Source organism: Polynucleobacter sp. HIN6, assembly GCF_030297575.1.
Lineage (GTDB): Bacteria > Pseudomonadota > Gammaproteobacteria > Burkholderiales > Burkholderiaceae > Polynucleobacter.
In genome coordinates this window covers 974,002-994,828 of the sequence record NZ_AP028137.1, presented here as the reverse complement: position 1 = coordinate 994,828, position 20,827 = coordinate 974,002, and the positions used below count along the sequence as shown (strand labels likewise).

Sequence of the window (20,827 nt, the reverse complement as noted above, 5' to 3'; positions counted from 1 at the left end):
GTGATGCAATTTACTCAATGCACTCACCAGGCAAAATATCACGCGAGCGCGTGCGGCCGTGCAAGATCCCACCGCTACGGAGATCCTCAAAATACCATTGCAAGGTCTGCTTCACGGTCGGAAAGGCAAGCTCCGACCAGGGGATTTGTGCTTCGGTAAATAAGCCGACCTCTAAACTCTCGATACCCGCTTCAAAGTTGGGTGTGCGCATCTTAGCCAAATAAAACAAGTGAACTTGCTCAACGTGTGCGACATTCAGAAGCGAGAAGAGGGGGCCAATATCAACCTGCGCACCTGCCTCCTCCAGGGTTTCGCGGGCAGCGCCGTGCTCAGTGCTTTCACCAACCTCGAGGAAGCCCGCTGGCAAAGTCCAGTAACCATGCCGAGGCGCAATCGCGCGTCGACAGAGCAGAACTTGGTTCTCCCAAATGGGTATGGTGCCAACTACATTGCGCGGGTTACGATAATGGATCTCACCGCATTGCGCGCAGACATGGCGCATACGCGTATCGTCAGGCGGTATTTGCAGGCGGACATTGGAGCCGCAGGAGGAGCAGTAGTTCATAGATAGGCCGGAATCATTCCGCGCAAAGCATTGCACACCATTATTTCATTAGCGTTTACTACTTGGGTAATAGTCAGGTTGGCCTCGCGGGCATTTATGCTTGGATCGGCCAAGATGACTGATCGCATCACACCCGGCAGCACACCTGCAGATAAAGGTGGCGTGAGCCACGGACCATTGACATCTTCGCGGATCAATACGCTAGTACGACCACCTTCCGTGACGTGTCCATGCTGATTGATAAATAGGGCATCAAAGCCACCCAGCTCAACTGCCTTGTGCCAGGCGGCATCATAGATTTCACGTACGCTAATCTTGTGACGCAATAAGGGGTTATGCGACTGCATGGTGAGTTGCTGTGGTGTGTATTGATCTTGCAAAATCTCATGGGCCCAAAATAATTGAACAGGACCGGGGAGCTTCTCAATGATGGAATGCGATAGTGATAGTTGGCCGGCTGCACTTAAATCAATCCGCACGCGATGAATAGAATCGTGCGCCAAATCCGCTGCAGCTGCTTGCACCATATTCTGCAAGACTTCGTCATCAAATTGAATTCCTAAATCACGGGCTGAGTTCGACAGACGTTCGAGATGCTGTGACCAGTTTGTAATTCGGGTAAGGTCGCTACCCCGATCAAAGCGGATGGTTTCAAAGATCCCTACACCGCTTGGCAGGCTCGTTAAGAATGCCGCCTTCAGTTGGCACTCTTGATATTCAGTATCAGCATCAGAGTCGATGGTAATTCCGGCGCCAACACCTAAGACAAACGATGATGAGTCGGACTTCGGATCATGATCCATCTGCAGCGTGCGGATTGGCACACTCATCGCAAAGTCGCCATTGGGATCAAACCAGCCCAATGCCCCGCAATACCAGCCGCGTGATTGATCCTCTAGCGCTTGAATAATCTCCATACTGCGTTTTTTGGGAGCGCCCGTTACTGAACCGCATGGAAATACTGCTCGCAATACATCCTCAATTCGAAGATTGGCTCGCGGCTTTGCTTGCACAGTTGAGGTCATTTGTAAGACCTGACCGTGTTGCTTGACCTCAAAGAGTGCGGGAACATGAACCGATCCAGTTAGTGCGATGCGTCCCAGATCATTACGCAGGAGATCCACAATCATGACATTCTCAGCTTGATTTTTGGGATCATTGGCTAGCTCACTGGCCTGCGCCAAAGTCGCATCGGCCGTGCCCTTCATCGGTTCTGCTATTAGGGTATCGCCAGAGCGCCGAATAAATAGTTCCGGGGATTGGGATAAGACTGCCTGATGACCATCCTCAATAAATGCACCATAACGCCCCGGTTGCCGCTCTCGTAAGCGTGCATAGAGAGCAAGGGGTGAGCCATAGGCGTCACCATACACCCGATAGGAGTGATTAATTTGATAGGTATCGCCCGCTGTAATCCATGCTTGAATGCGTTTAATATCCTCGGTAAAACGTGCGTGATCGATTGAGTCGTGCCGATTGAGGATGCCACTGGGAGTTGACTCAATCGCTAGGCGATCGTGTAAAAACGCATCGACCGCCTCTTTGGAAAGTTTGCTGACCTCAGCAAAGGACCACGCTCTGAGTAAAGGCAGTGGTTCAGGGTGCTTACACGCAATGCCTTGCCAATAATAACCAAGTTCATAAGCAAAGAGTGCAACCACATATTGACCCTGGCCTAGAGCGGTCTCGATACCATCAAAGCAAGTATCTAACTCATTAAATCGATTAGCACACCATTCTTGTTGGACGTGTTGATAGAGTCGACTGGTGGGTTGCTCCCGACTACTCTCAACATCGTCTAGCAATAGCATTGGCTTATTTGAGGATGGTGACCGACTCAATCACGACAGGCGTATTGGGCACATCGGCCATGCGACCACGCGGGGTTGAAGCAATGCCTGTTGGTACTTGCTTGATCTTATCGATAGTTTGTGTCCCTGAAATCACTTTTCCAAAGACGGTATAACCGCTTCCCATCGCATTCGGAAAATCCAAGCCTGGATTGTCTTTAACATTGATGTAAAACTGCGCAGTTGCTGAATCGGGATCCGAGGTTCTTGCCATGGCAATGGTGTAGATCTGATTCTTTAAACCATTTTGTGCTTCAGAGACCACGGGTGGCTGCGTTGGTTTTTGTACCAGCTCGGTGGTAAAGCCGCCACCTTGCACCATAAAACCATTAATTACGCGATGGAACACGGTGCCGTTATAGAAACCGCTCTTTACATAGGTCAAAAAATTATTGACGGTCTTGGGGGCTTTATCGGAGTCAAGATCGACAACGAAGTTACCGAGATTAGTCTTAAATTCTACTTTGGGTCCTGCGTATGAGAACCCAGAGAGGGTAGCGATACCAATCGCGAGACCAAGCGAGAGCCAAAATTTGCGCATCGTATTTCCTTTAATTGCAATGGTTATGGATGCTTCATTGTATTAGCGATTTGCGCATGCCTGCGCAAGTTCATGCCAGGCCGTGGTGTAGTTGGGGCTGCGCTGCGAAGAGCGCATGGTCCACTGCGGACGCAAACCAGCGGCTGCTAGGCGCAGGGTGTTGGAGCCGTACTCTTGATTGAGTTGATCCATCACTTGCATGAGTTGCGATGAGCGCTCACGTTGTGGCAGATTGCAAAAAAGATCGCCAAGATCCTGACCCGCTGGGTGCAGACCTAACAACATCACACCTGCTTTCTTATATGCAAAGCCAGGACGATAAATACGCTCAATACCTGCGCTAGCGTATTTGGCCAAGACGCGTGTGTCATCCGTACCCACCAATAGGGGGATGGTCATGCTCTTGGCGTATTGAGGATCATGGGGTGCAAATGGATTCGTGCGCAGATAAACCAGAAGATGGGAGCACCACGAACCTTGTTGGCGCAATTTCTCGGCGGCGCGCGTGACATAACTCACTACTGCTTGGCGTAGCTCATCGAGTTGATGCACGGGCTTACCAAAACTTTTGCTCGAGATAATTTGGTGCTTGCGCACTGCCTGATGGTCTTCGGTATCCTCCAAATCAAGGCAACTAATCCCATTGAGCTCATGCACGGTGCGCTCAAGCACTACACCAAAGCGTTTACGAATCAAACTAGTTGGGGCATATTTCAGGTCGCATACGCTCCGTATACCGCATTGCTCGAGTTTGATCTTTAGGCGTCGACCCACCCCCCATACTTCACCAATCTCAATATCGGCCATTAAGGCATCGGCCTCCAGGCGATTGCAATGCGACCAACTAAATACGCCTTGATAGCGCAAGCGTTTCTTGGCAATGTGGTTTGCTAATTTAGCTAAGGTCTTGCTCTGCCCAATCCCAACGCAGGTTGGTAGTCCTAGGTACTGCTTAATGCGCTTACGTATTTGGTGGGCATGGGCTACCAAGTCATTTGGGATACCAGTTAGATCTAAAAAGCATTCATCGATGGAGTAGATTTCTTGGTGAGGTGCAAACTCGCCTAACAGGGCCATCAGGCGAGCGCTCATGTCGCCATAGAGGGTGTAGTTGGAGCTGAGCCAAATGAGGCCGTGTGAGCGAATCAGATGTTTGGCTTCAAAGAAGGGGGCTCCCATCCGAATGCCGAGTGCGCGTGCTTCTTGGCTGCGGGCAACGATGCAGCCATCATTATTGGATAACACCACAACGGGTTTGCCTTCGAGACGAGGGTTAAAGACCCGCTCACACGAGACATAAAAATTATTGCCATCCACCAGAGCAAAGACAGGGCGCATGAATAACTACACCTTATGGATCACGTGCGCGACCACCCCCCAAATTTGTAACTCTTGCCCCTGACGAATCTCAATCGCAGGGTAATCGGGGTTATCAGCACAGAGCAAAATCTTGCCGCGTTGTTGATGTAAGCGTTTCACGGTGAGCTCCCCATCGAGCGCAGCAATCACGACGCGACCGTGACTGGGTTCAAGTGAGCGATCCACCACCAATAAGTCCCCATCATGAATCCCTGCCCCAATCATTGAGTTGCCTTTCACTCGCAAGAAGAAGGTAGCCTCCGGATGCAAGACCAAGTGTTCGTTGAGATCAAGGCGCTTGTCGTAATGATCAGCGGCGGGTGATGGAAACCCGGCAGGTGCGCGCCCAGCAATCAGGGGTCGATAGCAAGATCCACGCCGGATGGGGGCGAAGCACGAAGATAGCAGAGGGTTTAAATCAGGGGATTTCATATACTGTATATTTATACAGTATATAGTAATTTTGTTAGTTCAGAAACGGGCCATACCTTACGTTTTATTGGCCTGCTCATCCAAGCTACGCAAGAAGGCCATCCGCTCCGCAATCTTAATTTCAAGACCACGCTCAACCGGCTCATACCAGCGCGGCTCTGCCATCCCTTCGGGTAAATACGATTCTCCCGCGGCGTAGGCATGGGGTTCATCATGCGCATAGCGATAGGCATGACCATGCCCAAGGTCTTTCATGAGTTGGGTTGGGGCATTACGCAAATGCACCGGTACCTCGCGACTGCGATCGCTTGTAACAAAAGCGCGAGCCGCATTAAATGCGTGATAGCTCGCATTACTCTTGGGCGCCACTGCTAAATAAACCACAGCTTGCCCTAAGGCTAGCTCGCCCTCGGGCGATCCCAAACGTTCATAAGTCTGCGCAGCATCATTGGCAAGTTGCATCGCCCGTGGATCGGCTAGACCAATGTCTTCCCACGCCATCCGAATAATCCGACGTGCGAGGTAACGCGGATCAGCACCGCCATCGAGCATGCGGCATAACCAATAGAGCGCGGCATCGGGGTGTGAGCCGCGCACCGATTTATGTAAGGCTGAGATCTGGTCATAAAACTGATCACCGCCTTTATCAAAGCGTCGTGCATTGAGATTGAGGGTGTTCTCAATGAGAACCCGATCTACCGCAGTAATACCTTGAGTGCGGACGGTTTGTTGCAATTGCTCGACCAAGTTTATTAAGCGCCGTGCATCTCCATCGGCATAGGCCACGATGGTTGTTCTCGCATCATCACTAAGCGTAACGCTTGGCAAAGCATGATCGCAGGCACGCACTAAGAGTTGTCTTAACTCATCCCCAGTGAGCGATTTGAGAACATAGACCTGAGCGCGCGAGAGAAGGGCGGCGTTGACCTCAAAGGAAGGATTTTCGGTAGTTGCGCCAATCACGGTGAAGAGACCCGATTCCATATGCGGTAGCAATGCATCTTGCTGACTCTTATTAAACCGATGGATCTCATCAACAAATAAAATTGTTTGTCGACCAAACTGAGCCATGTCATGGTGCGCCTGTTCAATCGCTTCTCGGATTTCTTTAACACCTGCTAGCACAGCTGAGATCGCAATGAAGGAATGACGAAAGGCTTGCGCGGATAATCGAGCAATCGTAGTTTTACCGACTCCAGGCGGCCCCCACAAAATCATCGAATGCGGTTGACCACTTTCAAAGGCTAAGCGTAATGGTTTACCGGGCCCCAATAAGTGCGCTTGACCAATCACTTCATCGATCGTCTTGGGGCGCAAGGCCTCAGCCAATGGCGCAATCGGTTTGGAGTCAAATAGGCTAGGCATGGCCTTGATATTCTCACACTTTTAAGGAAGCCCCTGGCGTCATGGCCATGACACAAACTTCGTTAAAATCCTCGCCATGAGTGAAAACAAAGAATTTGTGTTCGAGAAAAAATTGCGCCCCTTGCCGCGCTGGATCTTTATGTCCCGCTGGTTGCAGGCCCCGCTTTATATTGGTCTAATCATTGCCCAAGGCGTCTACGTTTGGCAGTTCTGGTTAGAGTTGATTCATCTCATCACGATGATGGGTGCCAATGAGATGACCGAGACCGCACTGATGCTAATCGTCTTGGGACTGATTGATGTCGTGATGATCTCCAATCTCTTGGTGATGGTGATCGTGGGCGGTTGGGAGACCTTTGTGTCGCGTCTTGATTTGCAAGATCACCCCGATCAGCCCGAGTGGCTCTCACATGTCAATGCTGGGGTATTAAAGGTCAAGCTGGCTACCGCGATTATTGGTATCTCTTCGATTCATTTGCTAAAGACATTTATCAATGCCGCATCCTATGATGAGAAGACCTTGCTCTGGCAGACCCTAATTCATGTGACGTTTGTGTTGTCGGCATTAGCAATTGCGTATACCGAGAAAATTATTTCTGCTGCCCACCAGAAGCACTAGCATCAGAAAAACTCGATTAGTAATTACGAATCAAGCTAGCTAGACCCGCCCAGATCAAGCACACTGAAGCCACCACTGTTAAGTGAGTGCGCATGCGTAAGAACGCATTGGCCATTTGAGTGTTCTCAAAATAGTACGCGTAAGTGCGTTGATCAATCGCACGTTGTACGATCAAAGTGGCTGCGAGTAAGAGTAGTGCCAATGGTATAAAGATATGAATCGCCAACCACGCAATCAGTGCTGGCATGATGCCCCAAATCCAAACGCTATGATCAAGCCAGCGATTTTGGGTTGACTCGCCGATGGTCTTAAAGCAAGCGCCCCAGTGCAAGGCGCCCAAAAACGAGACAATCACTGCACCATAGGCAACCAATGACTCAAGAGCGATGAGGTCGTTGGGGCTATCCGCTAACTGGACCATGAACGCCAGCCCAATAAATGGGATGAGCCCCGCGTAACCGAGGATCCGCACAATCGTTGGAAACTCACTTTTTGTCGTAGACATACACTCCGCGTCCAGTCTTGCGTCCTAGATGACCCTTGGCAACTAAATCAATCAGTAAGGGTGATGGACGATATTTATCGTCCTTAAATTCTTGGTGATACACCTCCATGATTGCAAGGCAAGTATCAAGACCAATCAGGTCGGCCAATGCTAAGGGGCCAATGGGGTGGTTGCAACCAAGTTTCATACCGGTATCAATGTCTTCGGGGCTAGCAATTCCTTCATGTAAGACAAAGAAGGCTTCATTAATCATTGGCAAAAGGATGCGATTGACGACAAAGCCAGGTGAGCTTTGTACAGTGATAGGCTCTTTGCCCATACGAGCGGCCATCGCCAGGACTGCCTTTAGGGTCTCAGGACTGGTTTGCTTACCCATGATGACCTCGATGAGAGCCATGAGGGGTGGAGGATTGAAAAAATGAATCCCAATAAAACGCTCGGGCCTTGAGTTGAGTGAACCCAGATGCGTAATCGAGATGGACGAGGTATTGCTCGCAATAATCGTATCTTGACTAACCACCCGATCCACTTGCTGCAAGATCGATTCTTTAATGGTTTGGTTCTCAGTAGCTGCTTCAATCACCAAAGAAACTGATGCAAGCTCAGCGTATTGCGTAGTAGTTTTAATCCGCGCCAAGGTTTGAGACTTTTGCTCAGCACTGATGACCTCTTTTTTGATGAGGCGATCAAGGCTATTATTTAGTGCTGCTAAGCCTTTCTCGAGTGCTGCATCGCTAACATCCAGTAATACAACATCGTATCCAGCACTTGCGGCCACTTGCGCAATCCCATTGCCCATCGTGCCAGCGCCAATGATTCCAATCGAAGTGATGGTCATTTTGTTTGCTTCCTGCGTTGATATTGAGTTGCACCAAACAACTGTTCCTTTTCCTTTGGATCCATCTCGGGCTTACGCAGATTTGTTAGTACTTCAACACCGCGTTGCACTGCTGGTCTTGCACTAATCATTTCAAACCAGCGTTTGAAGTTTGGGTAGTCCTTGAGATCCATCCCTTGTTTATCCCAACGTCGTGTCCATGGATAGATTGCAATATCAGCAATCGTGTATTCATTACCAACGATGAACTGATGTTTCTTTAGGCGTTCATCCAACACACCATATAAGCGTTTTGCTTCATTGGTATAGCGCTCAATCGCGTAATCAATTTTTTGAGGTGCGTATAAGCGGAAATGATGATTCTGACCCAGCATCGGTCCTAAGCCACCCATCTGAAACATGAGCCATTCCATGGTCTCGTATTTACCCCGAATCGATTTCGGTAGGAAGCGCCCCGTTTTATTAGCGAGATAGAGCAAGATGGCGCCAGATTCAAATAGATGAATCGGTTTGCCATCAGGTCCATTGGGGTCTACGATCGCTGGGATCTTATTGTTAGGACTGATTTTCAGAAAAGCGGGTTTAAATTGATCCCCTTTGCCAATATCAATCGGAATGGCACGCCAATCGCGATCTAAGCGATAGCCGCATTCTTCCATCATGATATGGATCTTATGGCCATTGGGAGTAGCCCAGCTATATACATCGATCATAGATTTTTTCATCATGGTTCTCTTGTCGGTATTGATAAGGGTACTAAGGCTTGTAAACGAAGCAGTGCGGTTTTAAGTGTTGACTCTTGTTTGGCAAAACAAAAACGGATGACACCTGATTCCGTTTGCTTGGCATAGAAGGCGGAGTTTGGAATGGCTGCAACGCCCAACTCCGTGGTTAACCAACGACAGAACTCTGCCTCTGGAAGACTGGCCTCTTTGCGTGGCAGAGCGGTGTAATCAACGCATTGAAAATAACTACCCGCACACGGTAATAACTTCAGTGGAGTACTTGCAAGCCCCGCCCGGAAATAATCGCGCTTGGCTTGATAAAACGCAGGAAGCGCAAGATAAGGTTCGGGGTTTTGCATATATTGAGCAATGGCGTATTGCATGGGTGTATTCACTGAGAACACGTTAAATTGGTGTACCTTGCGATATTCATGCATGAGTGCAGCAGGGGCAGCAATGAAGGCCAGTTTCCAGCCCGTGACATGAAAGGTCTTGCCAAAACTAGAAACCAAGAAGCTGCGTTCTGCGAGTGCCGCATGGCGCGCGATACTCTCGTGAGGTTTGCCATCAAACACCATGTGTTCATAGACCTCATCGCTAAGGATCAAGATCGAGGTATCTTTGACCAAGCTATATAAGCGTTCCAAATCGGCGGCTTCCCAAATGCTGGCCGTAGGATTATGTGGCGTATTGGTAATAATTAAACGGGTCTTTGAAGTAATGGCATTCGCTAGTGCTTCCCATGGCAAGGCATAGGCATCGACGAGTCCATTGTGATCGCGCACAATCTCCATCGCCACAGGAACCGCTTTGCCGCCAGCCAATTGAATGGCTGGTAAGTAACTATCAAAGGCGGGTTCAATCACAATCACTTCATCATTGGGGCCAACGCAAGCGGCAATTGCAGTAAAGATTGCTTGGGTTGCCCCAGCGGTCACCGTAATTTCAGAGTACGGATCGTAGTGATGGCCATACAAGCTTGCAATCTTCTGCGTAAGTGCCTCACGCAGTTCAAGAATGCCCGGCATGGGGGCATATTGGTTATGACCTAATCGCATGGCGTGATTGACGGCATCGAGTAGGGCCGGATCACAAGGAAAGTCCGGAAATCCTTGCCCTAAGTTGATGGCTTGGTGCTCAGCGGCCAAAGCCGACATGGTGGTGAAAATCGTGGTGCCAACTTGCGGTAGTTTGGAGGTAAACCAGCCCTCGGGCGCAAGACTATCGCTAGAATGTGGAGTTTGGAGAAGCGGTGATGGCATAACTAAATTGTGCCACGCTAACTCTAAGTACTTAGGATCATTCATAAATTGCGGTTCTCTTTGCCCTTTGCCCGTTGGTTACCCGAATATCAGAAGCCGGGAGTGGTGCGCGCAGATCTTCTTGCTGGATTAACGGGTGCCATCGTGGTGTTGCCTCAAGGGATTGCATTTGCTCTATTAGCAGGCATGCCCCCGCACTATGGTTTGTATGCTGCGATGGTCCCGTGCATCATTGCTGCACTCTTTGGGTCAAGCCGTTTGATGGTGACCGGACCGGCCAATGCGATCTCGCTAACCACCATGGCATTGATTGCGCCGCTCGCGATTCCGGAGAGCGAGCATTACGTAGTACTAGTCCTCACGCTCAGTTTTTTGATTGGCGTGATTCAGATTGCATTGGGCTTGGGTGGGGCGGGGAAGTGGGTTGAGAAAGTACCGCATTCGGTGATCGTGGGATTTACCGCTGGCGCCGCTGTACTCATTATCAATAGTCAGGTCGGAACCTTATTAGGTATTGAGATCGCGCGTGGCACGAGTGTGCTCGATACCATCTTCCAAACCATGACTGCGATTTACGAAGGTCAGTGGCGACCACAAGTATTGGCCCTGGTACTCGTTACCTTGGTGACCATGCGTTTGTGGAAACCACTCAATCGTTGGATTCCCGCGATGCTGATTGCGGTGATTACGGGTAGTGTTGCCCTGCTGGTTCTGGAACAGTACTTCACCGAATTTTCTGGGATCCGCAAGGTGAGCGCGATTCCTGGGGCATTGCCACCACTCTCGTATCCAGCCCTCACGTTAGAGCATCTGCAACTCCTATTTGGGCCCGTCTTAGTAATGACTCTGTTGGCATCGACCGAGGCAATGGCAATTGCACGTGCTCTAGCCCTGAAACGCAATGACTCGTTTGATGCAAACCAAGAGTTCATTGGTCAGGGACTTGCGAATGTGGGCGGATCCTTCTTCTCTGCCTATCCTTCGAGCGGCTCTTTTAATCGCTCTGGCGTAAACCTAGCAGCTAATGCGCAAACGCCGCTGGCCGCGATTTGTGCCGCGGTCTTCTTATTAGTGATCTTGATCTTTGTTTCGCCTTTGGCAGAACATCTACCGTATGCCGTAATTGCTGCCCTACTCTTGGCGGTGGCTTGGAACCTGATTGATCTTAGGCAGATTCGCCATGAATTTCGCTCGGGGGCACAAGAATGGATTCCGATGGTCATTACTGGCGTTGGTACCGTAACCATCTCTTTGGAATGGGCCGTTCTGGCTGGTATTTGCAGCGCCGCGATTGCCAAGCGGATTAGCGCGTCTGCAAAATAATTGAAGGTGACTAGAATAGGGTACTAAGCACTATTAAACGAGCCATCATTTATGTTAATTGTTTTATCGCCCGCCAAATCCCTCGATTACGAATCACCGCTGAAAGTTAAAAAACACACCCTGCCTGATTTTGTGGGGGAGTCCGCTAAGCTGATAGCGGATCTCAAAAAACTTTCCCCCCAGCAAGTTGGAAAACTAATGGGAATCTCAGACCCATTAGCAGCACTGAATGTGGGACGTTATCGCGATTGGTCCAAAACATTCACGACCGAGAACAGTCGGCCAGCACTCCTCGCTTTTAATGGGGATGTGTACGAGGGCTTTGATGCAAAATCCTTGGATGCGAAGGCCCTAGACTTTGCGCAAGAGCATGTGCGGATTTTGTCTGGTCTGTACGGTGTGTTACGACCCTTGGACTTAATGCAACCCTATCGCCTGGAAATGGGTACTGCTTTGAAAAATGCCCGTGGTAAAGATTTGTATGCCTTTTGGGGTGATCGCATTACTAAAGCTCTTGAGAAAACACTGTCTCAACAGAAAAAACCATTCTTACTGAACTTAGCATCGGAAGAATATTTCAAAGTATTGCAAGCCGATGCTTTGGGGTGTCCAGTGATTTCACCGGTTTTTCAGGATGAGAAGGATGGCAAGTACAAAATCATCTCTTTTTATGCCAAGCGAGCACGAGGACTCATGGCGCGCTTTGTGGTGGAGAATCGTATTACCGATCCTGCAGAGCTCAAGCACTTTAAATCCGAAGGCTATCGCTACAGTGCTGCCGAATCGAAGCCGGATAAACCCGTATTTCGTCGTGCGGAACAAGCGAAGTAAATTCTGAAGTAAATTCATTTAGCAGGAGTGCTCATTCATTATGGCGGTTCATCGTTCCAAAACATCTCAACGGACCTCGCCCGAGACCGAGCGCTTAGTAGCCGATTCCATCTCGTTGGCGGCATCGGGTAGTCAGGTTGAAGATCGATTTTGGGAAGAGCGGTTACGAGCCCGTCTTCTCAAGCTTTTGAAAAGTCATCATCAATCGGTGATTGATGCGGCGCTTGATCAAACCTTTCGGATCAATACGGTTGCCTTTGAGGTATTGGCCGATACCGCCGAGACCTTGGCCGAGTCCATGAGTTTTGAGCATGAGGGAACGCATTGGGATGCATTATTGATTGCCATGCCCATTGTGGCTCATACTCGTTATCAAATTCCTTCAGGACCCTTGCCCGTTTCCTTAATTGAAGCATCGGCGGGCGCATTACAACGAGCTGTAGCTGCCGAGGGCACCCAGTTTGCCATCGTGCCCTGGCTCTATAGCATTGATCAAATGCCCCATTCGCATACCCAAACTCGTACCTTACTTGAAACCCTAGCGAATGCCGCCGTATCCGGTGGCGAAATGAAACTCGAGCTGCGTGATATGTCAGAGACCATTGCTGTTCTGGCCGATCCTCGTTTCATTTTGGCGGTCATCATTGCGCCACATCAGCAACCGATCTTTCGGTGGCAAATGGATGGTCCTCAACGCCAAGAGCGCGGCGTGGCTTTAGCAGAATGGCAAAGCGCCATGTACGATCCCTTATGTCAGCTCTTGCCCGGTTGTGAGTTTGAACTCCTCTTGCCGGAGGCGTATTTCACGAACTGCCGCTTAGCAGATAAGCATGTGAGACCCTTGAGTATTCGTGCGGCAGTCAATTTCCTTGAATCTACCTTGGGCGTGCTACCTGCTGGCTTGTCATGTGTGGTTGGAGCCTTTGGTGAAGACCAGGCTGATGAGTACCGCATCTCATTTAGTCTCAAGGGTTCTTCAGAGATTATCTATGGCGTGATTTGGCCCCTATACGATCGTGAGAGTGTGGCAAGTGATGCACTCAATGATGTCTCGGACGAGGAAAGTCCGATAAAACGGATCTGCGATGCTTTGCATGACGCTGGTGTGGAAGACGTATTTCGACACGCCGTCTTATTTACACCCGAGTTATGTGATGATTGTGGAGTGCCGCTATTTCCAGATCGGCAGGGTGAGGTGGTTCACGCCGAGATGCCCGAAGACAGTCCTTCGCAGCAACCCTTATTTCATTGATAGGTATTGAATCAATTACTTCTCGAAGGCGAGAAGGTGGGCCTCTCGACCCTCTTTCATCGCCACGGTCTTGCACTCGTCTGCCAACCGAATTCCCGATTTGATATTAAATAGCATTGCTTTAGGACCAATCACCACTAAATCAAGACCACTGTCGTAGTTCTTAAATCGCATGCTACCTGGCAAGGACTGCTCTTTCTGCATAGCATAGGACTTAGAGCGCCATTGAACTTCAAGCTTCTCAACTGGACCGCTTGTAATGAAGCGTTCATTGTTACTACAGGTCCAGACATGGGGCACAGTCAATGCACTTTCTTGCGCACGAACTTCATGCGCAACACCAAGCGCCATACTCACGAGCAGTGCTGCAAGTAATGAGCTTGGTAATTTACGCATGCTATCTCCAAGAGTGAACTTCTTCAATAAATCAATCTTAACCCAAAAGATGCTTGACGCCTGCTTGTTCCTCGAGCAACTCATTTAAGGTTGCGGTCATGCGCTCGCGGGAGAACGCATCAATTTCTAAGCCCTTAACGAGGGTGTATTCACCGTTGGTGCAGGTCACGGGGAAGCCATAAATGATCTCAGCGGGGATCTCGTAATCACCAGCGGAGGGAATGCCCATCGTGACCCATTTACCATTGGTACCCAAGACCCAATCGCGCACATGATCAATCGCCGCATTCGCTGCAGAGGCGGCTGACGATAAGCCACGCGCTTCAATGATGGCAGCACCGCGCTTACCCACCGTTGGAATAAAGACATCTTTGTTCCAAGCAGGATCATTAATTAGATCTTTAACCGACTGACCATTGACCGTTGCAAAGCGATAGTCGGGGTACATGGTTGGGCTGTGATTGCCCCACACAATGAGCTTCTCAATATCAGCTACTGCCTTGTTGGTCTTGCTTGCCAATTGGGAGAGGGCGCGGTTGTGATCAAGGCGCAACATGGCAGTGAAGTTCTTGGCCGGTAGGCTAGGTGCAGACTTCATCGCAATGTAGGCATTGGTATTGGCAGGGTTGCCAACCACCAATACCTTGACGGTACGCTTGGCCACTTGATCGAGTGCTTTGCCTTGTGCTGTAAAAATTTGCGCGTTAGCGGAGAGCAAATCTTTGCGCTCCATACCTGGGCCACGTGGACGAGCGCCAACGAGCAGGGCTACATCAATGTCTTTAAAGGCGGTCATTGGATCGCTATGCGCACTCATCCCGGCTAATAGTGGGAATGCGCAGTCTTCCAGTTCCATCATGACCCCTTTGAGGGCCTTTTGTGCCTTTTCATCCGGGATTTCGAGTAACTGCAAAATGACGGGCTGATCTTTGCCCAACATATCGCCATTGGCAATACGAAACAGTAGGGAATAACCAATTTGACCTGCTGCACCAGTGACAGCGACACGCATAGGGGCTTTTGCCATTACAAACTCCGGATAAAGGGTTAATGATGAACTTGCTTACAAACCACTAGTTTACATTTACACTAGAGCCAAGTCTTTTATAAGATAAAAGAATCACGATTAGTCACGATGCGATCCGTAGAGCAATCTGCCAACTTTAGCCCTCTGTATCAACAGATTAAAGAGCTCTTATTGAAGAGCTTACAAGCCGGTGAATGGCAACCTGGACAACCAATCCCCAGTGAAATGGACCTCGCCGAGCGTTACAAGGTCAGTCAAGGAACCGTGCGCAAGGCCATCGACGCGCTTGCAGCCGAGAATGTGGTGGTGCGACATCAGGGGAAGGGTACTTTTGTCGCCAGTCATCGCGAAGATGCCGTGCAATTTCGGTTCTTGCGCCTCGTTCCAGATGATGGCAAAGAACTGATTCTGAAGAGTAGTTTTCTGAGCTGCGCGTCACGCCAGGCCGACGCACATATCGCTTCGCTTTTGGAGCTCAGGCCAAGCGACTCAGTGATCGAAGTCAAACGAATTCAGCGCTTTGGTGGGCAACCAACCGTATTTGAGACCATTTACCTTTTGCCAAAGCGTTTTGAGGGAATCAGCCTTGAGCGCTTGAGTACTTGGCATGGACCCTTATACGGCTTTTATGAAAGCGAATTCAATACTCACATGGTCTGGGCCGAGGAGCAAATCAAGGCTGTGAATGCGAGTGCCGAGTTAGCCAAATATCTCAATCTTGACCCTGGTGCTGCGCTTTTATCGGTTGAACGCCGCAGCTTCACGTACGGCAATAAGCCGGTTGAGGTCCGTATGGCGTATTACGAGACCACGAAGTTGCACTATGTGAACGAATTAAGCTAACCCATTAAGGATAAACACCTAAAGATAAATTAATAAAACTGCTTAAAATCAATAAGTTAGACCGGTTGATGTAAAAAAGTGTCCACTAAGTCTGACGTTTCTAATAGAATATGTTGCAATACAACAATTTAACAATTTGGCCCTTCATTACTCAGGATTACAACCAGCTATGAGTGACTCACACCAGGACTCAAATCCAGCCCAGCAGCGGCCAGTGTTCCGGAACATCGGGATTGCGCAACTTGCTCAATATCGACTTCCTTGGCCCGGTAAAGTTTCTATCCTCCACCGTATTTCTGGCGCCGCCTTATTTCTGTTTCTTCCCTTTATTCTCTTTTTGTTTGATAAAAGCCTAGCGTCTGAGGTCAGCTTTGCTTACTTCTCGAACTTGCTGGGTAACCCGCTCGTCAAATTAATTTGCCTGGGCTTAATTTGGGGCTATTTGCACCATTTCTGCGCCGGAATTCGTTATTTATTTCTTGATCTCGAGATCGGGGTCGACAAGGCGGCCGCAAATCGTTCGGCAGTATCGGTCATGGTGATTAGTCTCACGCTGACAGCGATTTTGGGTCTGCGTTTATTTGGTCTCTTCTAGGTCACGCGCTATGTCAAAAAATAATATTGGTCCTAAGCGTCTGGTGGTTGGCGCCCATTATGGGCTTAAAGAATGGATTATTCAGCGCGTCACCGCGATTGTGATGGTCGCATTCACCATTGTTCTATTGATTGTTTATCTTCTGAATGGCAATCCCAGCTATGACGGTTGGGCAGGATTGTTTGCCAACCCTTTGATGAAGGTGCTGACTCTTCTAGCATTGTTAAGCCTTTTCTATCACGCCTGGATTGGTGTGCGTGATATTTGGATGGATTACGTCAAGCCCGTTGGCATTCGCTTGGGTTTACAAGTTATTACCGTTTTATGGCTCGTCGGCTGTGCTGCGTATGCCATTCAGATCTTATGGAAAGTCTAAGAAATGACAGCCATTAAAAAATCACTTCCCCGCAGGCGTTTTGATGCTGTGATCGTGGGGGCCGGCGGCTCTGGGATGCGTGCAGCCTTGCAGCTCTCAGAAGCAGGACTTAGCGTTGCAGTCTTATCAAAAGTATTCCCAACCCGCTCACATACCGTTGCTGCGCAGGGTGGCATTGGCGCATCGCTTGGCAATATGAGCGAGGATAACTGGCACTATCACTTCTACGATACGGTGAAGGGTTCTGATTGGTTGGGTGACCAAGACGCGATTGAGTTCATGTGCCGCGAGGCACCCAAGGTGGTCTATGAGCTTGAGCATTTCGGTATGCCGTTTGATCGCAATGCCGATGGCACGATTTACCAACGCCCCTTTGGTGGCCACACCGCAAACTATGGCGAGAAGCCTGTGCAACGCGCTTGTGCAGCAGCTGACCGCACCGGACATGCCATGTTGCATACTTTGTATCAACGCAACGTCAGAGCAAAGACCCATTTCTTTGTTGAGTGGCTTGCGCTTGATTTAATTCGGGACGCAGAGGGTGATGTAGTTGGTGTTACCGCACTAGAAATGGAAACGGGCGAGGTTTATATCCTCGAAGCCAAGATTACTTTGATGGCTACAGGTGGAGCAGGGCGCATTTGGGCCGCCTCAACCAACGCATACATCAATACTGGTGACGGTATGGGTATGGCGGCGCGTGCCGGCTTGCCTCTAGAGGATATGGAGTTCTGGCAGTTCCATCCAACCGGTGTGGCAGGCGCAGGTGTTTTGCTGACCGAGGGCTGTCGTGGTGAAGGCGGGATTCTGCGTAACAAAAATGGTGAGCGTTTTATGGAACGCTATGCACCCACACTGAAAGATTTGGCCCCACGTGATTTTGTATCACGTTCGATGGATCAAGAAATCAAAGAAGGCCGCGGTTGTGGTCCAGATGGTGATTACGTGGTGTTGGATCTCACGCACATTGGTGCAGAGACCATCATGAAGCGCTTACCATCGGTCTACGAAATTGGTATGAACTTTGCGAACGTGGATGTGACCAAAGAACCCATTCCTGTGGTGCCAACGATTCATTATCAGATGGGCGGTATTCCCACGAATATTCATGGTCAAGTGGTGGTTCCCAAGAATGGCAATCCCAACACGATTGTGAACGGTCTCTACGCGATTGGTGAGTGCTCGTGTGTATCAGTACACGGCGCAAATCGTCTGGGTACCAACTCGCTCTTAGATCTACTGGTCTTTGGTCGCGCCGCAGGTAATCATGTCGTGCAGGCCAATCTGAAAGCGCGTGAGCACAAACCATTGCCTGCAGACGCAGGTGAGTTCACGCTTGAGCGCATTGCTAAGCTTGATAACAGCAGTTCGGGTGAATATGCGCAAGATCTTGCCAACGATATTCGTAAGACCATGCAAACCTACGCCGGCGTGTTCCGCAATCAAGAGTTGCTCGATGAGGGTGTGCGCAAAATGGCAGAGCTCACTGAGCGTGCTAAACACCTGTGGGTGAAAGATAAATCAAAGATCTTCAATACTGCGCGGATTGAGGCGCTAGAAATTGATAACTTAATTCAGACGGCAAACTCCACGATGATCTCGGCAGCCGCTCGCAAGGAGAGTCGTGGTGCTCATGCCCATGATGACTTCCCTAAACGGGATGATGCCAACTGGATGAAACATACCCTGTGGTACGAAGGCAATCAATTGGATTACAAGCCGGTGCAACTTAAACCCCTGACGGTGGAATCAGTTCCACCCAAAGAGCGTACGTTCTAATACTTGGATAAAGACTATGAGTGATACCCGTATCTTTGAAATTTATCGCTACGATCCAGACGTTGATAAAGCTCCTCGGATGCAACGCTATGAGTTAGAGCTCAAGGGTGAGCGTATGCTCTTAGATGCCCTGATCTCGCTGAAGAAACAAGATGAAAGTATTTCTTATCGTCGTTCCTGTCGTGAGGGCGTGTGTGGCTCCGATGCGATGAACATCAATGGTAAGAATGGCCTTGCATGTCTGACCAATATGCGTTCCTTACCGCAGAAGATTACTTTGCGTCCATTACCAGGACTACCGGTGGTTCGCGATCTGATCGTCGACATGACTTTGTTCTTTAAGCAATACCTCTCGATCAAGCCTTACTTGATTAACGACATGCCGCCACCCGAGAAAGAGCGTTTGCAAAGTCCAGCAGAGCGTGAGGAGCTCGATGGTTTGTATGAGTGTATTCTGTGTGCGTCGTGCTCAACCTCATGCCCATCGTTTTGGTGGAATCCCGATAAGTTTGTTGGTCCGGCAGGCCTGCTTCAAGCCTATCGATTTATTGCCGATAGCCGTGATCAAGCAACCGCTGAGCGCTTAGATAATTTGGAAGATCCGTATCGCTTGTTCCGTTGCCATACCATCATGAACTGCGTTGAAGTTTGTCCAAAGCATCTCAACCCAACTAAAGCGATTGGCAAGATTAAAGAATTGATGGTGCGTCGGGCAGTATGAGCCTTGACGCTAAGAAGATTTATCAGCTTCGCAGTGCAGCGCGACGCGGATTGTTGGAAAACGATTTAATTCTGGAGCGTTTCTTTCATCGATACGCTCATGAACTAAATGATGAGCAGGGCAGGGCGTTATCCACGCTCTTGGAATTGGATGACAATGATTTGCTGGATTTGTTGTTGGCTCGCAAAGAGTTAAATCCAGCGATGGATTCTGAGCCTGCTCGAGCGGTATTGGGTATGTTGCGTCAACGATAATGAATTGCATTGACTGATTGGGAATAAACCATGATTGAATCGAACATCAAAGCCAAACTTTCTTTCTCAGACGGTACGCCCGACATCGAGCTGCCAATCTATAAGGGTACCCAAGGTCCCGATGTGATTGATATTCGTAAGCTCTATGGTCAAACTGGAAAGTTCACTTACGACCCTGGTTTTTTATCGACCGCCTCATGTAGCTCAAAGATCACCTTCATTGATGGGGATAAAGGCGAATTACTCTATCGCGGTTATCCGATTGAAGATCTAGCCAAGAATTGTGACTTCCTAGAAGTTTGCCAACTCTTGATTAATGGTGAGTTACCGAATCAGAAGCAAAATCGTGAGTTTCAGGACATGGTGATGCATCACACTATGGTGCACGAGCAAATGCAGTTCTTCTTGCGAGGATTCCGGCGCGATGCGCATCCGATGGCCGTATTAACTGGCTTGGTCGGTGCCATGGCGGCCTTCTACCATGATGAGATTGATTATGGTGATGCGAAGGCGCGGGAGATTGCCCAAATTCGCTTGATTGCCAAGATGCCGACCCTAGTGGCTATGTCGTACAAGTATTCGATTGGCCAGCCGTTCATGTACCCAGATAACAGCCTGTCGTACACGGCAAATTTCATGCGCATGATGTTTGCAACGCCATGCGAGCCTTATAAAGTCAATCCGGTCTTAGTTCGTGCGCTCGATCGCATCTTCATCTTGCACGCAGATCATGAGCAAAATGCATCGACCTCCACCGTTCGCTTGGCTGGATCCTCAGGGACTAATCCATTTGCCGCCATCTCTGCCGGTATTGCATGCCTTTGGGGCCCAGCCCACGGCGGTGCTAATGAAGCTTGCCTTGAAATGTTGAATGATATTCAAGCAAGTGGTGGTGTCGAGAAAATTGGTGAGTTTATTGCCCAAGTGAAAGATAAAAACTCCAATGTTCGCTTGATGGGCTTTGGCCATCGCGTCTACAAGAACTTTGATCCGCGCGCTAAGCTCATGCGTGAGACCTGTCATGAGGTTCTCAAAGAGCTTGGATTGGAGAACGATCCGCTCTTTAAGCTCGCGATGACCCTTGAGAAGATTGCGCTTGAGGACGATTACTTTGTAGGTCGCAAACTCTATCCAAACGTGGATTTCTACTCCGGCATCGTTCAACGAGCACTCGGCATCCCAACCGAGATGTTCACCTGCATCTTTGCGCTGGCCCGAACCGTTGGTTGGATTGCCCAGTGGGAAGAAATGATTACCGATCCTGAATACAAGATTGGTCGTCCACGTCAGTTGTTCATCGGCGCAACCCCACGAGCCGTACCTCCCATTTCTGGGCGAAAATAAGCGTTATATTGCTTCTTTTGCTTTA

Annotated in this window: 23 protein-coding genes; 11 read left to right on the top strand and 12 right to left on the bottom strand. The window is 49.4% G+C overall.

The window, feature by feature from the left end; genetic code table 11:
• Positions 1-10 precede the first annotated feature (10 nt).
• Genes QUE66_RS05165 through QUE66_RS05140 form a run of 6 tightly spaced genes read right to left on the bottom strand, consistent with a single transcriptional unit; the run spans position 11 to position 6,112 of the window.
• Positions 11-565, bottom strand: a complete 555-nt coding sequence (locus tag QUE66_RS05165) for an NUDIX hydrolase (RefSeq protein ID WP_286223021.1) — start codon at positions 563-565, stop codon at positions 11-13.
• The gene (locus tag QUE66_RS05160; protein ID WP_286223020.1) at positions 562-2,376 is read right to left on the bottom strand and encodes a bifunctional chorismate-binding protein/class IV aminotransferase; all 1,815 of its coding nucleotides are present in this window, start codon (positions 2,374-2,376) and stop codon (positions 562-564) included. The genes QUE66_RS05165 and QUE66_RS05160 overlap by 4 nt, the downstream gene beginning before the upstream one ends.
• Before the next feature lie 4 nt (positions 2,377-2,380).
• Positions 2,381-2,956 (bottom strand): peptidylprolyl isomerase, encoded by a 576-nt coding sequence (locus QUE66_RS05155; protein WP_286223019.1) that lies wholly within the window; start codon positions 2,954-2,956, stop codon positions 2,381-2,383.
• Between the two features lie 42 nt (positions 2,957-2,998).
• Complete coding sequence (locus tag QUE66_RS05150) at positions 2,999-4,294, bottom strand: Y-family DNA polymerase (RefSeq protein ID WP_286223018.1); 1,296 nt, start codon at positions 4,292-4,294, stop codon at positions 2,999-3,001.
• A gap of 6 nt (positions 4,295-4,300) precedes the next feature.
• Entirely contained in the window at positions 4,301-4,747 is a 447-nt protein-coding gene (locus QUE66_RS05145; RefSeq protein WP_286223017.1) for a LexA family protein, read from the bottom strand.
• A 57-nt stretch (positions 4,748-4,804) separates the two neighbouring features.
• Positions 4,805-6,112, bottom strand: a complete 1,308-nt coding sequence (locus QUE66_RS05140; protein WP_286223016.1) for a replication-associated recombination protein A — start codon at positions 6,110-6,112, stop codon at positions 4,805-4,807.
• Between the two features lie 76 nt (positions 6,113-6,188).
• On the opposite strand from QUE66_RS05140, the gene QUE66_RS05135 reads away from it, so the two are divergent.
• Positions 6,189-6,731 carry a TIGR00645 family protein gene (locus QUE66_RS05135; protein WP_286223015.1) on the top strand — a complete coding sequence of 181 codons (543 nt, stop codon included), beginning with the start codon at positions 6,189-6,191 and terminating at the stop codon, positions 6,729-6,731.
• A gap of 16 nt (positions 6,732-6,747) precedes the next feature.
• Here QUE66_RS05135 and QUE66_RS05130 read toward each other — a convergent pair whose 3' ends face one another.
• Genes QUE66_RS05130 through QUE66_RS05115 form a run of 4 tightly spaced genes read right to left on the bottom strand, consistent with a single transcriptional unit; the run spans position 6,748 to position 10,061 of the window.
• Entirely contained in the window at positions 6,748-7,236 is a 489-nt protein-coding gene (locus QUE66_RS05130; RefSeq protein WP_286223014.1) for a DUF3429 domain-containing protein, read from the bottom strand.
• Positions 7,217-8,074, bottom strand: coding sequence for a 3-hydroxybutyryl-CoA dehydrogenase (locus QUE66_RS05125; RefSeq protein ID WP_286223013.1), 858 nt, complete (start codon positions 8,072-8,074; stop codon positions 7,217-7,219). Before QUE66_RS05125 ends, QUE66_RS05130 begins: the two co-directional genes overlap by 20 nt.
• Positions 8,071-8,787: a glutathione binding-like protein gene (locus QUE66_RS05120; protein WP_286224738.1), complete on the bottom strand. Its 717-nt coding sequence runs from the start codon at positions 8,785-8,787 to the stop codon at positions 8,071-8,073. Before QUE66_RS05120 ends, QUE66_RS05125 begins: the two co-directional genes overlap by 4 nt.
• An 11-nt stretch (positions 8,788-8,798) precedes the next feature.
• Positions 8,799-10,061, bottom strand: a complete 1,263-nt coding sequence (locus tag QUE66_RS05115) for a pyridoxal phosphate-dependent aminotransferase (RefSeq protein ID WP_286224737.1) — start codon at positions 10,059-10,061, stop codon at positions 8,799-8,801.
• 60 nt (positions 10,062-10,121) lie between these two features.
• Here QUE66_RS05115 and QUE66_RS05110 point away from each other — a divergent pair, with 60 nt between their 5' ends.
• From QUE66_RS05110 to QUE66_RS05100, 3 genes are read left to right on the top strand one after another with little or no spacing between them, the layout of a single operon-like run.
• The gene (locus QUE66_RS05110) at positions 10,122-11,384 is read left to right on the top strand and encodes a SulP family inorganic anion transporter (RefSeq protein ID WP_286223012.1); all 1,263 of its coding nucleotides are present in this window, start codon (positions 10,122-10,124) and stop codon (positions 11,382-11,384) included.
• Between the two features lie 51 nt (positions 11,385-11,435).
• Positions 11,436-12,215 carry a peroxide stress protein YaaA gene (yaaA, locus tag QUE66_RS05105; protein WP_286223011.1) on the top strand — a complete coding sequence of 260 codons (780 nt, stop codon included), beginning with the start codon at positions 11,436-11,438 and terminating at the stop codon, positions 12,213-12,215.
• Between the two features lie 40 nt (positions 12,216-12,255).
• Positions 12,256-13,467, top strand: a complete 1,212-nt coding sequence (locus tag QUE66_RS05100) for a DUF2863 family protein (protein ID WP_286223010.1) — start codon at positions 12,256-12,258, stop codon at positions 13,465-13,467.
• A 15-nt stretch (positions 13,468-13,482) separates the two neighbouring features.
• On the opposite strand, the gene QUE66_RS05095 is transcribed toward QUE66_RS05100, so the two are convergent.
• Both QUE66_RS05095 and QUE66_RS05090 read right to left on the bottom strand, forming a co-directional pair.
• On the bottom strand, positions 13,483-13,863 hold the full coding sequence (locus QUE66_RS05095) for a hypothetical protein (protein ID WP_286223009.1): 381 nt from the start codon (positions 13,861-13,863) through the stop codon (positions 13,483-13,485).
• A 37-nt stretch (positions 13,864-13,900) separates the two neighbouring features.
• Positions 13,901-14,890 carry a malate dehydrogenase gene (locus QUE66_RS05090; RefSeq protein WP_286223008.1) on the bottom strand — a complete coding sequence of 330 codons (990 nt, stop codon included), beginning with the start codon at positions 14,888-14,890 and terminating at the stop codon, positions 13,901-13,903.
• A 108-nt stretch (positions 14,891-14,998) separates the two neighbouring features.
• On the opposite strand from QUE66_RS05090, the gene QUE66_RS05085 reads away from it, so the two are divergent.
• The 7 genes from QUE66_RS05085 (at position 14,999) to gltA (ending at position 20,802) form a co-directional block, all read left to right on the top strand.
• The gene (locus QUE66_RS05085) at positions 14,999-15,733 is read left to right on the top strand and encodes a GntR family transcriptional regulator (protein ID WP_286223007.1); all 735 of its coding nucleotides are present in this window, start codon (positions 14,999-15,001) and stop codon (positions 15,731-15,733) included.
• A 169-nt stretch (positions 15,734-15,902) separates the two neighbouring features.
• The gene (sdhC, locus tag QUE66_RS05080; RefSeq protein ID WP_286223006.1) at positions 15,903-16,328 is read left to right on the top strand and encodes a succinate dehydrogenase, cytochrome b556 subunit; all 426 of its coding nucleotides are present in this window, start codon (positions 15,903-15,905) and stop codon (positions 16,326-16,328) included.
• Positions 16,329-16,338: 10 nt separating this feature from the next.
• Positions 16,339-16,704 (top strand): succinate dehydrogenase, hydrophobic membrane anchor protein, encoded by a 366-nt coding sequence (gene sdhD / locus QUE66_RS05075; protein ID WP_286223005.1) that lies wholly within the window; start codon positions 16,339-16,341, stop codon positions 16,702-16,704.
• 3 nt (positions 16,705-16,707) lie between these two features.
• On the top strand, positions 16,708-18,483 hold the full coding sequence (sdhA, locus tag QUE66_RS05070) for a succinate dehydrogenase flavoprotein subunit (protein WP_286223004.1): 1,776 nt from the start codon (positions 16,708-16,710) through the stop codon (positions 18,481-18,483).
• 16 nt (positions 18,484-18,499) lie between these two features.
• Entirely contained in the window at positions 18,500-19,204 is a 705-nt protein-coding gene (locus tag QUE66_RS05065; protein WP_286223003.1) for a succinate dehydrogenase iron-sulfur subunit, read from the top strand.
• Positions 19,201-19,458, top strand: coding sequence for a succinate dehydrogenase assembly factor 2 (locus tag QUE66_RS05060; protein ID WP_286223002.1), 258 nt, complete (start codon positions 19,201-19,203; stop codon positions 19,456-19,458). The genes QUE66_RS05065 and QUE66_RS05060 overlap by 4 nt, the downstream gene beginning before the upstream one ends.
• Before the next feature lie 30 nt (positions 19,459-19,488).
• On the top strand, positions 19,489-20,802 hold the full coding sequence (gene gltA, locus QUE66_RS05055; protein ID WP_286223001.1) for a citrate synthase: 1,314 nt from the start codon (positions 19,489-19,491) through the stop codon (positions 20,800-20,802).
• The last annotated feature ends 25 nt before the right edge of the window (positions 20,803-20,827 follow it).